Below are 12,041 nucleotides of genomic sequence, written 5' to 3' on the forward strand. Positions count from 1 at the left end.
ACGGTCAGGCAGGGCGAGTTGACCTGCCAGGGCCTCATCCGGCAACGAGTCGAAAGACCTGAGCACCCGACAGTGGATTCTCCACGACGGCGTCAATCCCGCGTGACACGGTCGACACAACTACCCCGCGCAACCGTTCAGTCACCCACCCCAGCCCGCAGCACCGCGCCCACCCCCGGGTGACACTCGCCGAAACGGCAACGGGGGACGAGCCGTTCCTCCCCGGGAATCCCCCTCGAATGCGCCCACTCGGGTGGTCTGTCCGCCCCAATTCCTGACAACGGGCGGCGCCGTAAGGACATCCTCGCACCTTTGGTGAAAATGACGGTGGTTTGGACTCCGGTAAGTGCCGACGCCGCCCAAAAGGCCCCCTCGTCAGCCACCTGAGACAGCCGAACCCATCCCATTCGTCGCCGACTCCCTGAGATGTGACCCAAGTGAAACGTAGAAGGTTGTGGGCAGGGCTCGCCGGCGTGGCGTCGATTGCCACCGGGCTGATCATCTGGGCCATTCAGTCGCCTTCTGACGAACGCCAGGAATCCAAGGCCATGTCGGAGGTCCGGACCTCCGTGGAGGCGAACGCACTCCTGAACGCCGCCATGATGCAGAATCAATACAAGGACTTCAAAGGAGCGGCCCGTACCTACCGACGCGTGCTCGAGCTGGATCCCGACAACAAGACCGCCTGGTACAACCTGGGCGTCATCGCGCAGCAGGAGGGCCGGACGGCCGATGCCCGAGCGGCATACGACAAGGTACTGAAGATCGACCCGAAGTATTGGTCGGCTCTCTACAACAAGTCATTTCTGGTGAAGTCGAGCGCGCCCGACCAGGCCCTCGGACTCCTGAAGCGTGCCGTTGCCGCCAATCCGAAGGCAGCTGCTGCCCATCTGCAAATCGGGCTGATCCTCGCGGAAAGAGACCGCGACGAGGAGGCGGAGGAAGCATTCCGTCGTGCCGTCGCAGGCAAACCCTCACTTCATTCTCACGTACCGGAACCGTTCCGGGACGACGTAAGCCCCTCACCGACACCGAGCGAAGCAGGTGACACCGAATGACGTCGACTGCAACACCCAGGTTCTCCGTCTTCACACCCAGCCACCGGCCACGTTTTCTCGACGAGTGCCTGGCGAGCCTGCAGGCCCAGACGTGCCCGGACTGGGAGTGGATCGTCCTGCTCAACAACGGCGCCCGATGGCGCCCGGAGCGGCCCGACGAGCGTGTCCGCGTGGAGGTCGCGGACGACGTCCACGGCGTCGGAGCGGCCAAGCGCAGAGCCTGTGAACTGGCTCGCGGCGAGATCCTGGTGGAACTCGACCACGACGACCTGCTGGCGAAGGCGTGCCTGGCGGAGCTCGGCAAGGCCTTCGACGCGCATCCCGACGCCGTCCTCGTCTACAGCAACACCGCGCAGATCACCGAGGACGGCAAGCGGGACAACAGCCGCTTCAACGAGGCGCACGGCTGGCAGTACGAGGAAGTACGCGTCGACGGCCGCAAGCTCCTCCAGGTCAAGTCCCTGGCCCCGACGCCGCACAACGTCGCCTACATCTGGTACGCGCCCAACCACGTCCGGGCGTTCCGGAAGGAGGCCTACGAGAAGGTCGGCGGGTACGACGGCACCCGCACGGTGCTGGACGACCAGGACCTGATGTGCCGTCTGTTCCATGCCGGCGACTTCCACCACATCGACCGCTGTCTGTACCTGCAGCGGATGCACCCGGCCAACACCCAGCGCGACCCGAAGATCAACGCCCACATCCAGCGCGAGACGATCGCCCTGTACGACAAGTACATCGAAGCCAACGCGCTCGCCTGGACCCAACGGCGGGGACTGCTCGCGCTGGACCTCGGCGCGGCCCACCGGAAGCCGCCCGGCTACCTGGGCGTGGACCAGTACCCTGCGGAGGGCGTCGACATCGTCGCGACCCTGCCGGGGAAGCTGGACCTGCCCGACAACTCCGTCGGCCTGATGCGGGCGGTGGACTTCCTCGAGCACGTGCCCGCGAAGGTGCCGCTGATCAACGAGCTGTACCGGCTGCTCGCACCCGGCGGCATGCTCCTCACCCTGACGCCCAGCTCCGACGGCCGGGGTGCGTATCAGGACCCGACCCACGTGGCCTTCTACAACGAGAACTCGTTCTGGTACTACACGGACAACCAGTACCGCACGTTCGTGCCCGAGATCGAGGCCAGGTTCCAGAAGTCGCGTCTGGTCACCTACTTCCCGACCGAGTGGCACTCCAAGAACAACATCTCGTACGTGGTCGCCAACCTCATCGCGATGAAGGAGGGCGCCGAGCGGTGCGGGGGGCAACTGCTGGTCTGAGGCTGGTGGGCCAAGGCCTCCGCCAGAGCGTTTCCACCCCGCGTCGTCCGTGGTCCGAACGACCTCGGGGCTGGATCTGCACATGAGAGGCGCCCGGCAGGGCCACAGCCCGCCGGGCGCCCTCCCGTATCCCGTTCAGGTCCGCGGGCGGCCGCCGCGCGTCCGCGCCGCGGCCGCCGGTGCCGCGAAGGCGGGCGTGCCCAGGGCCGTGGTCAGTTGTTCGTCCCATCGTGGCAGGGGGGCGAGTCCGGCACGGGCCCAGTTGCCGTGGCCGAGTACTCCGTACGCCGGGCGGACGGCCGGACGTGGGAACTCCGCCGAGCCGACGGGGCGGATCCGCTCCGGGTCGAGACCGCTGAGACGGAAGGTCTCACGCGCCAGGCCGTACCACGTGGTGTGGCCGGCGGCCGTGCCGTGGTAGATGCCCGCGGGCGCCCGTCCCGCGAGGGCGGCACGGCCGAGGACCACCAGGTGCCGGGCGAGCGCCCGGGACCAGGTCGGCTGACCGTACTGGTCCGCCACCACGTCCAGGGTCCGTCGCCGGGCCGCGAGTTCGAGCATGGTGGCGACGAAGTTGCGGCCGTGCTCGCCGTAGAGCCAGGCGGTGCGCACGATGTAGCCGCTGTGCGGCAGCAGTTCGGCGACGGCCCGCTCACCCTCCAGTTTGCTGCGCCCGTACGCGTTGGCGGGCCCCGTGGGAGAGTCCTCGCGGTACGGCTGCCGGGCGTCGCCCGGGAACACGTAGTCGGTGGACACGTGCAGCAGTAGAGCACCGCCGCCCGCGCAGGCGCGCGCCAGGTGGCGGACACCCGTACCGTTCACGGCCGTGGCCGCCGCCTCGGCCTGCTCGGCGCGGTCGACGTCCGTCCAGGCGGCGCAGTTCACGACCACGTGGTGACCCGCGACGGCGGCGTGTGCGGCTGCCGGCTCGGTGATGTCGAACTGGTCCCGCCTCAGTCCCGTCACCACGGCGTGCGGATCGGTGCCGAGTTCGGCCAGCACGTCCTGGCCGAGCATGCCTCCCGCACCGGTCACCAGCCAGCTCGTGGTCATCGCAGCTCGGCCCTCTCCTTGAGCGGCTGCCACCAGGAGCGGTGTGCTCGGTACCAGGCGACCGTGGCGGCCAGACCGTCGGTGAAGGACACCTGCGGCACGTAGCCGAGCTGCTCGCGGATCTTGCTGTCGTCGAGCGAGTAGCGAAGGTCGTGGCCCTTGCGGTCGGCCACGTGATCAACCCGGTCCCAGCCCGCTCCGAGCGCGTCCAGCAGCAGACCGGTGAGCTTGTGGTTGCTCAGCTCGGTTCCGCCGCCGATGTGGTAGATCTCCCCAGCTCTGCCACCGTGCAGGACCAGGTCGATGCCCCGGCAGTGGTCCGAGACGTGCAGCCAGTCCCGGATGTTGCCGCCGTCTCCGTACAGGGGGACGGTCCTGTCGTCCATCAGGTTGGTGATGAAGAGCGGGATGACCTTCTCCGGGAACTGGTACGGCCCGTAGTTGTTGGAGCACCGGGTGACCACGACGTCCAGGCCGTGGGTGCGGTGGTAGGCGAGCGCCAGCAGGTCGGAGCCGGCCTTCGACGCGGAGTACGGGGAGTTCGGTGCCGTCGGCCACTCCTCGGTCCACGAGCCCTCGCTGATCGAGCCGTACACCTCGTCGGTGGAGACATGGACGAAGCGGCCGACGCGGTGCCGGCGGGCCGCGTCGAGCAGCACCTGCGTGCCGAGCACATTGGTGCGGACGAACGGCCCGGCACCGTGAATCGAGCGGTCCACGTGCGACTCGGCGGCGAAGTGGACCACCGCGTCCTGGCCCGCCATCACCTGGTCGACGACGTCGGGGTCGCAGATGTCGCCCCGGACGAAGCGGTAGCCGGGGTGGTCCGCCACGGATGCCAGGTTTTCCTCGACCCCCGAGTAGGTGAGTGCGTCGAGGACGGTGATGCGCTCGGTGGGGTCCGAGGTCAGGCGTCGGCGGACGTACTCAGAACCGATGAATCCGGCGCCGCCGGTCACGAGGATGCGCATGGTTCTCCGAATTGTCTATTGGCTACTGCGGACGCGGACAGACATGCGGACGGTGCCCGCGAGGCCGAAGCCTCGGGACACCGTCGCTGGTTCCCTGGTGATGCGGACAGGGACTGCCGCACCTCCGCTGACGGGGGGGGTGTTACGCGTCGTGGCAGATGGCGAAGGCGATGACCTCACCGACTGTGGCCGTGGCCTGGTACCCATCGGCCTGAGCGCCCTGAACACCGGGGACCGGCTGGTCCTGCGAGACGTTGAGAGTCCCGAGGACGGGGTCCTGGAACCCTTGGTAGCCGCCGCCGGTGGCGACGTCTCCGATGCCGCACAGGGCGGTCGACTGCGCTCCCTGGGCGCCGACCACGGTGTAGGTCTCGACAACCGCGGCACCCTGCACACCCTGCGCACCGGCGTCTCCCTGAGCGCCCTGGAAGCCCTGCGGCCCCACGTCACCCTGAGCACCCTGCGCGCCAGCGTCACCCTGAGCACCCTGGGCGCCCACGTCGCCCTGTGCGCCCTGGAAGCCCTGCGGCCCCAAGTCACCCTGGGCACCCTGCACGCCCGGGTCACCCTGAGCACCCTGCGCGCCCGCGTCACCCTGGAAGCCCTGCGGCCCGGCGTCACCCTGAGCACCCTGCGCGCCCGCGTCACCCTGAGCACCCTGAGCACCGGCGTCACCCTGAGCACCAGTGTCACCCTGAGCACCCTGCGCGCCCGCGTCGCCCTGAGCACCCTGCGCGCCCGGGTCACCCTGGAAGCCCTGCGGACCCGTGTCACCGGTGTCACCCTGGAAGCCCTGCGGACCCCCGGAGTCACCCTGCGCACCCTGCGGACCAGTGTCACCGGTGTCACCCTGGAAGCCCTGCGGGCCCCGGTCACCGGTCTCGCCCTGCGGGCCCTGGGCACCGGTCTCACCCTGCGGGCCCTGCGGACCCCTCTTGCCCGGCTTGCCCTGCGGCCCCCGGTCGCCCCTGTCGCCCCTGTCCCTGTCTTGGTCGGCACTCATGGCGCCGTTGGGGCCGGGCAGCGCCACGCTGCTGCCGGCGCCGGACCGATGGATCGCATCGGAGATGGCCAATGCGCTCGGGGCGACACTGAGCACGAGGCCCAGTGCACCCACCGAAACCATCCCGACGGCTTTCACGCGTGAACTGCGGATCGTTCTACGGCTCACTGAGAACCTTCCTCATGAACTTGGAGTGACCACACTGCAAGGTGCCCGCTGATGGCCCTCATGCCTGCGGCCACGGACACCGAAATGGTTTACTCACCGGCATTGAAGAATTAGGCGACAGTCCGTGTCGTGGAGGAAATGTCACCCGGGCGGCTCAGATACGGCGCCATATAGGTGGCGAGATTCTTCGGATTCCCCTTCGGGCAAAGGCCGGAAAGCTCACACGCTGCTCATCAGGCTTCTTCGGTAGGCACTGCAGTCCTCGAAGGAAGGCAGCAGCCCTTGCCGCTCGGCCTCCGCCAACGTGGGCGCGGCGGTGTCTTTCTCGGAGAGGACCGGTGTGAGATTCTCGGGCCAGGCGATGGCCAGTGCCGGGTCGAGCGGGTTGATCCCGTGCTCGCGCTGCGGCGCGAACCCCTGTGAGCACAGGTAGACGACGGTGGAGTCGTCCTCCAGCGACATGAACCCGTGGCCCAGTCCTTCCGACAGGTAGACAGAGCCGTGCGTCGTGTCGTCGAGTCGAACCGTCTCCCATTTCCCGAAGGTCGGTGAGCCGGTACGGATGTCGACGATCACGTCGAGTACGGCACCTCTGACGCAAGTGACGTACTTGGCCTGGCCCGGCGGGACCGACGCGTAGTGGATTCCGCGAAGAGTGCCACGAATGGAGCGAGAGCAGTTGGCCTGCGCGAGCTGCAACCCCTGGCCGATCGATTCGTGGAACCTGTCTCCTTTGAACCATTCGTGAAAGCGGCCCCTGCTGTCCGCGAACACCTTGGGCATGTCCACCCAAGCTCCTTCGATACCGAGTGGTCGCACGCGATTCTCCTTCTCAAGAGGCAACGGTTCAGCATGTGACGGGCGCCACCTCCTACACCCCATGCAAGGCTGTGGAGAACGGAATCTTCCGGGTTCTCGACACGATGGGACCGGAGCAGGCTGGATCCGAGATGATGGGCCTGTGTCCGGGTATTCGGGGTTCGTGAGTCGACACGCTGTCATGACCGAGGCCCAGCCGTGCGAAGTGCACCGTCGTGGCCCCTTCCCGGACTGCACCGTTCCATCGGTTTCTCGGCCGGGTCAGTGCGGAGCGGCGACGTGCGGGAGTCGGGATGAGCCGGCTCTTTGCGGCGTGACGACGTGCCGGGAGTCCTCGAGAAGCCCCAGCAGGTAATGGCCGTACCCGCTCTTGAGCAACGGCTGTGCCAATCCCCGGAGCCGGTCGTCGTCGATCAGACCGGCCCGCCAGACCGCTTCCTCGAGGCAACCGACCTTGAAGCCCTGGCGCTCCTCGAGGACCCGGACGAATTCCGAGGCCTGAACCATGGAGGTGAAGGTTCCGGTGTCCAGCCACGCGGTTCCCCGGTCGAGTCGGGTGACGTGCAGCGTCCCGGCCTCCAGATAGGTGCGGTTGACGTCGGTGACCTCCAACTCGCCCCTCGCACTGGGCCGCAGGCTGCGGGCGATCTCCACGACGTCGCCGTCGTAGAAGTACAGTCCGGGCACGGCGTACCGGGACCTGGGCCGGGCCGGCTTCTCCTCGATGGACAGCGCGCGGCCCAACTCGTCGAACTCCACCACACCGTAGGCCGAGGGGTTGGCGACCTGATAGGCGAACACCCTGGCCCCCTTCGGGCCGTCATGGCGGGCCAGCCGGGTACCGAGGCCGCTCCCGTGGAAGATGTTGTCGCCCAGAATCAGCGCGACCGGCCCGCCGTCGATGAAGTCGGCCCCCAGCACGAAAGCATGGGCAATGCCGGCTGGGCGTTCCTGTGACATGTATTCCAGCTGCAGGCCCAGTTGACTGCCGTCGCCGAGCAAGCGGCGGAACTGGGGCTGGTCTTCGGGAGTGGTGATGATCAGAATCTCCCGGACGCCTGCCATCACGAGTGTGGAAAGCGGGTAATAGACCATGGGCTTGTCGAAGACCGGCAGCAGTTGCTTCGACACCGAGCGGGTCAACGGCCACAGACGCGAGCCGGTTCCCCCGGCCAACAGAATTCCGCGCATGGCATCACCATAGGCGAATTGCCGGTGAATTCGGCTACTTGGCGCGACTCGCACCGTGTATGACCGTATGCCCGGTGTGCATTTCTGCGCGACCGCCGGCATCGGCCGGAAAGCGCGACAAAGGGAACAAGGCCGGGGGCCCGCCCCGTACGCCGTTGCGCGGGCGGGCCCCCGGCCCTCTTCGTGGTGCTGTCACCGCGGCCGGCCGTGACGATATTGCTGGTCAGGGCACTGTCGGTTAGACCGGCCGCGGAGTCTTTCGTACGGGCCTCAGCCCAGGCGCTCCACCAGGGCGTGGTACTCGTCCCACAGCTCCTTGGGCGTGTGGTCGCCGAAGGTGTTCAGGTGCTCGGGGACCAGGGCGGCCTCCTCGCGCCACACCTCCTTGTCCACCGTCAGCAGGAACTCCAGGTCGGAAGCGGACAGTTCGAGCCCGTTCGTGTCGAGGGCTTCCTTGGTCGGCAGGATGCCGATGGGCGTCTCCACGCCCTCCGCCTTGCCCTCCAGGCGCTCCACGATCCACTTCAGGACGCGGCTGTTCTCGCCGAAGCCGGGCCAGACGAACTTGCCCTCGTCGTTCTTGCGGAACCAGTTCACGTAGTAGATCTTCGGCAGCTTGGCCGCGTCCGCGGACTGGCCGACCTTGATCCAGTGGGCCATGTAGTCGCCCATGTTGTAGCCGCAGAACGGCAGCATCGCGAACGGGTCGCGGCGCAGCTCGCCGACCTTGCCCTCCGCGGCGGCGGTCTTCTCGGAGGCCACGTTGGCGCCGAGGAAGACGCCGTGGTTCCAGTCGAAGGACTCCGTCACCAGCGGTACGGCGGTGGCGCGGCGCCCGCCGAAGAGGATCGCGGAGATCGGCACGCCCTTGGGGTCCTCCCACTCGGGCGCGATGATCGGGCACTGCGAGGCCGGGACGGTGAAGCGGGCGTTGGGGTGGGCCGCCGGGGTCTGCGACTCCGGGGTCCAGTCGTTGCCCTTCCAGTCCGTCAGGTGGGCGGGGGTCTCCTCCGTCATGCCCTCCCACCAGATGTCGTTGTCGTCGGTGAGGGCGACGTTGGTGAAGACCGAGTTGCCCCACAGGGTCTTCATGGCGTTGGCGTTGGTGTGCTCGCCGGTGCCGGGCGCGACGCCGAAGAAACCGGCCTCCGGGTTGATGGCGTAGAGCCGGCCGTCCTCGCCGAAGCGCATCCAGGCGATGTCGTCGCCGATGGTCTCGACCGTCCAGCCGGAGATCGTGGGCTCCAGCATGGCGAGGTTGGTCTTGCCGCAGGCGGACGGGAAGGCGGCGGCGACGTACTTGGACTCGCCCTGCGGCGGGGTGAGCTTGAGGATCAGCATGTGCTCGGCGAGCCAGCCCTCGTCGCGGGCCATGACGGAGGCGATGCGCAGGGCGTAGCACTTCTTGCCGAGCAGGGCGTTGCCGCCGTAGCCGGAGCCGTAGGACCAGATCTCGCGGGTCTCCGGGAAGTGGGAGATGTACTTCGTCTGGTTGCAGGGCCAGGGGACGTCCTCCTGGCCGGGCTCCAGCGGGGCGCCGAGGGTGTGCACGGCCTTGACGAAGAAGCCCTCGTCGCCCAGCTCGTCGAGGACCGCCTGCCCCATGCGGGTCATGGTGCGCATGGCGACGGCGACGTACGCGGAGTCGGTGATCTCCACGCCGAGCGCGGACAGCGGCGAGCCGAGCGGGCCCATGCAGAAGGGGACGACGTACATGGTGCGGCCACGCATGGAACCGCGGAAGAGGCCCTTCTCGCCGCTGAAGATCTCCCGCATCTCGGCGGGGTCCTTCCAGTGGTTGGTGGGGCCGGCGTCCTCCTCCTTCTCGGAGCAGATGAAGGTCCGGTCCTCGACGCGGGCGACGTCGGTGGGGTCGGAGGCCGCGTAGTAGGAGTTGGGGCGCTTGATCGGGTCGAGCTTCCGGAAGGTGCCCTTCTCGACGAGCTCCTCGCACAGTCGCTCGTACTCGGCCTCGGATCCGTCGCACCAGACCACGTTGTCCGGCTGGGTCAGTTCAGCGATCTCGTTGACCCACGAGACCAGTTCCTGGTGGTTGGTCGGGCTGACGGTGCTGGGAGCCGCGTTGTCGCGCGCCACGATTGCTCCTAAATGAGGGTTTTTTTGTCCTGTCTGCCCCGTGGGGGCCGCGACCCGGATGCTTCGTAGCCGCTCATCCGGTGCCGACCGCACTCATTTGATCATCCGAGCTGACCGCCCATTTGTCCAGGGGGCCGCACACCTGAGCGCCGTGAGGAACGCCACGTCCTGGGGCTTTCGCCGTGATTTTTTGCGTCCACGTTGAGTTCGGCTGACCTTTTCTTGGCGTTGGCCACCCCCGGTCACGCCCCGCCGTCATGAGACTCTGATCCGTCACTTACGGCGGCGTAGGTACCATGCCCCGCATGACTGCGTCCGCCTCCGACGCGCCCATGGACACGCCGGTCGCCGACCGTGGCTCCATGGCGCGACAGCTACCGCACCCGTCCCCGGACTCCGTCAAGCCCAAGCTACGGGGCTGGCTGCACCTGGGCATGTTCCCCGCGGCCCTGGTCTCGGGCCTGGTGCTGACCGCCCTCGCCAGCTCGCCGCGCGGCCGCATCGCCTGCGGCATCTACGCACTGACGGCCTGTCTGCTGTTCGGCGTGAGCGCGCTGTACCACCGGGGCAACTGGAGCCCGCGGATGGACGGCGTGCTGCGCCGCCTGGACCACGCCAACATCTTCCTGATCATCGCGGGCACCTACACCCCGCTCACCCTGCTGCTCCTGCCCGGCGCCAAGGGGCAGTGGCTGCTGTGGGGGATCTGGGCGGCGGCACTGGCCGGCATAGTCTTCCGGGTGTTCTGGGTGGGCGCCCCGCGCTGGCTGTACACCCCCTGCTACCTGGCGATGGGCTGGGCGGCCGTCTTCTTCCTGCCCGACTTCCTGCGCACCGGCGGCATCGCCGTCCTGGTCCTGGTGATCGTCGGCGGCATCCTCTACAGCCTGGGCGGCGTGGTCTACGGCATCAAGCGCCCCAACCCCTCACCGCGCTATTTCGGCTTCCACGAGGTGTTCCACTCCTTCACGCTGGCGGCGTTCGTCGTGCACTACGTGGGGATCTCCCTGGTGGCCTACCAGCACGCGTGACGGACAATGAGCCGCATGACGGCCGTACGTACCCCTGCCCCCTCCGACCGCCCCCGGCTGGGGCTCCGTGAACGGAAGAAGATCAAGACGCGGGAGGCCATCCGCACGGCCACCTACGGGCTGATCGAGGAGCAGGGGTACGAGGCCACCACGGTCGAGCAGATAGCCGACCGCGCCGAGGTGTCGGCGTCGACCGTCTTCCGCTACTTCCCCGCCAAAGAGGACATCGTCCTCACCGACGAGTACGACGCGGTCCTGGTGGAGGACCTGCGGTCCCGTCCCGCCGACGAGCCGTGGCTGGAGTCGCTGCGGCACGCCATGCGGCGGGCCGTCGGCCTCGGCATGGGCGAGGAGCAGGAGGTCACCCGGCTGCGCTGCCGGCTGATGGCCGAGGTGCCCGCGGTGCGCTCCCGCATGCTGGAGAACATGTCGGAGACGGGCCGGGCGATCGGCGAGGCCATCGGCGAGCGCACCGGCCGGGACCCGGAGAGCCTGGAGGTTCGGGTCTTCACCATGTCCCTCGTCGGCGGGCTGATGGAGGTGTCCCAGTACTGGGCCCGCACCGGCTTCCGCGACGACCTCTCGGACCTGGTGGACCGCGCCCTCACCGTCTTCGCGCGCGGCCTGACATCCTGAACTCGTGAACGCGCCCGAGATCCACGTCGAAATCGCCCCGGAACTGGGGCTGTTCGTCCCGCAGCACCGCCGTCGCGGCGTGACCCCGCTGGCCACCGACGGCGTCTCCACGCTGGGACACGTCATCGAGTCCCTCGGAGTGCCGCTCACCGAGGTCGGCGCGCTCGTCGTCGACGGACACCAGGTGCCGACCGCGCACATCCCCAAGGACGGCGAGCGGGTGAGCGTGCGGGCCGTGCCGCGTCCGCAGCGGGTGCCCGGCGCGCCGCTGCGCTTCCTCCTCGACGTGCACCTCGGCACCCTCGCCCGCCGGCTGCGGCTGCTCGGCGTGGACACCGCGTACGAGTCGACGGACATCGGCGACCCGGCGCTCGCCGCCCGCTCGGCCGCCGAGCAGCGGGTGATGCTGAGCCGGGACCGGGGCCTGCTGCGCCGCCGTGAACTGTGGGCCGGCGCCTACGTCTACAGCACCCGGCCGGAGGACCAGCTGCACGACGTCCTCGACCGCTTCGCCCCCGAGCTGCGCCCGTGGACCCGCTGCACCGCCTGCAACGGCCTGCTGAAGGAGGCCACCAAGGAGGAGGTGGCGGACCGGCTGGAGGCCGGCACCCAGCGAACGTACGACGTGTTCGCCCAGTGCCGCGCCTGCGGCCGCGCGTACTGGAAGGGCGCGCACCACGAACAGCTGGAAGCCATCGTGGCACGCGCCCTCACGCTCCGCTCGGAGCACCGTTGACGAGGGG

11 protein-coding genes are annotated in these 12,041 nt (G+C 68.4%); 6 read left to right on the plus strand and 5 right to left on the minus strand.

All coding sequences use genetic code 11. The annotated features are described in order from the left end of the window. The first annotated feature begins 473 nt into the window (after positions 1–473). Positions 474–1,058, plus strand: a complete 585-nt coding sequence (locus tag ACSU6L_RS13750) for a tetratricopeptide repeat protein (RefSeq protein ID WP_437056772.1) — start codon at positions 474–476, stop codon at positions 1,056–1,058. Further along, entirely contained in the window at positions 1,055–2,329 is a 1,275-nt protein-coding gene (locus ACSU6L_RS13755; RefSeq protein ID WP_437056774.1) for a glycosyltransferase, read from the plus strand. The genes ACSU6L_RS13750 and ACSU6L_RS13755 overlap by 4 nt, the downstream gene beginning before the upstream one ends. A 135-nt stretch (positions 2,330–2,464) precedes the next feature. Here ACSU6L_RS13755 and rfbD read toward each other — a convergent pair whose 3' ends face one another. Next, positions 2,465–3,382, minus strand: coding sequence for a dTDP-4-dehydrorhamnose reductase (gene rfbD, locus ACSU6L_RS13760; protein WP_437056776.1), 918 nt, complete (start codon positions 3,380–3,382; stop codon positions 2,465–2,467). Beyond that, positions 3,379–4,353, minus strand: coding sequence for a dTDP-glucose 4,6-dehydratase (gene rfbB / locus ACSU6L_RS13765; RefSeq protein WP_437056778.1), 975 nt, complete (start codon positions 4,351–4,353; stop codon positions 3,379–3,381). Before rfbB ends, rfbD begins: the two co-directional genes overlap by 4 nt. Before the next feature lie 151 nt (positions 4,354–4,504). On the opposite strand from rfbB, the gene ACSU6L_RS13770 reads away from it, so the two are divergent. Continuing rightward, positions 4,505–5,500, plus strand: a complete 996-nt coding sequence (locus ACSU6L_RS13770; protein WP_437056780.1) for a hypothetical protein — start codon at positions 4,505–4,507, stop codon at positions 5,498–5,500. 243 nt (positions 5,501–5,743) lie between these two features. On the opposite strand, the gene rfbC is transcribed toward ACSU6L_RS13770, so the two are convergent. The 3 genes from rfbC to ACSU6L_RS13785 form a co-directional block, all read right to left on the minus strand. After that, entirely contained in the window at positions 5,744–6,343 is a 600-nt protein-coding gene (rfbC, locus tag ACSU6L_RS13775; RefSeq protein WP_437056782.1) for a dTDP-4-dehydrorhamnose 3,5-epimerase, read from the minus strand. 261 nt (positions 6,344–6,604) lie between these two features. Further along, positions 6,605–7,534, minus strand: a complete 930-nt coding sequence (gene rfbA, locus ACSU6L_RS13780; protein WP_437056784.1) for a glucose-1-phosphate thymidylyltransferase RfbA — start codon at positions 7,532–7,534, stop codon at positions 6,605–6,607. Between the two features lie 270 nt (positions 7,535–7,804). Further along, the gene (locus tag ACSU6L_RS13785) at positions 7,805–9,631 is read right to left on the minus strand and encodes a phosphoenolpyruvate carboxykinase (GTP) (RefSeq protein ID WP_437056786.1); all 1,827 of its coding nucleotides are present in this window, start codon (positions 9,629–9,631) and stop codon (positions 7,805–7,807) included. 305 nt (positions 9,632–9,936) lie between these two features. On the opposite strand from ACSU6L_RS13785, the gene trhA reads away from it, so the two are divergent. The 3 genes from trhA to ACSU6L_RS13800 are packed head-to-tail and all read left to right on the plus strand — an operon-like array spanning position 9,937 to position 12,034. Next, positions 9,937–10,662 (plus strand): PAQR family membrane homeostasis protein TrhA, encoded by a 726-nt coding sequence (gene trhA / locus ACSU6L_RS13790; RefSeq protein WP_437056788.1) that lies wholly within the window; start codon positions 9,937–9,939, stop codon positions 10,660–10,662. A 15-nt stretch (positions 10,663–10,677) separates the two neighbouring features. After that, positions 10,678–11,298, plus strand: a complete 621-nt coding sequence (locus ACSU6L_RS13795; RefSeq protein ID WP_437056790.1) for a TetR/AcrR family transcriptional regulator — start codon at positions 10,678–10,680, stop codon at positions 11,296–11,298. Positions 11,299–11,302: 4 nt separating this feature from the next. Next, positions 11,303–12,034 carry a Mut7-C RNAse domain-containing protein gene (locus tag ACSU6L_RS13800; protein ID WP_437056792.1) on the plus strand — a complete coding sequence of 244 codons (732 nt, stop codon included), beginning with the start codon at positions 11,303–11,305 and terminating at the stop codon, positions 12,032–12,034. The last annotated feature ends 7 nt before the right edge of the window (positions 12,035–12,041 follow it).

The sequence above is a fragment of the Streptomyces sp. enrichment culture genome (assembly GCF_964272855.1).
GTDB lineage: Bacteria > Actinomycetota > Actinomycetes > Streptomycetales > Streptomycetaceae > Streptomyces.

Excerpts from the sequence above, each read along its gene's own strand:
- ACSU6L_RS13755 (WP_437056774.1), top strand. The coding sequence starts at position 1,055 with ATGACGTCGACTGCAACACCCAGGTTCTCCGTCTTCACACCCAGCCAC.
- rfbD (WP_437056776.1), bottom strand. The coding sequence starts at position 3,382 with ATGACCACGAGCTGGCTGGTGACCGGTGCGGGAGGCATGCTCGGCCAG.
- rfbB (WP_437056778.1), bottom strand. The coding sequence starts at position 4,353 with ATGCGCATCCTCGTGACCGGCGGCGCCGGATTCATCGGTTCTGAGTAC.
- rfbA (WP_437056784.1), bottom strand. The coding sequence starts at position 7,534 with ATGCGCGGAATTCTGTTGGCCGGGGGAACCGGCTCGCGTCTGTGGCCG.
- trhA (WP_437056788.1), top strand. The coding sequence starts at position 9,937 with ATGACTGCGTCCGCCTCCGACGCGCCCATGGACACGCCGGTCGCCGAC.
- ACSU6L_RS13795 (WP_437056790.1), top strand. The coding sequence starts at position 10,678 with ATGACGGCCGTACGTACCCCTGCCCCCTCCGACCGCCCCCGGCTGGGG.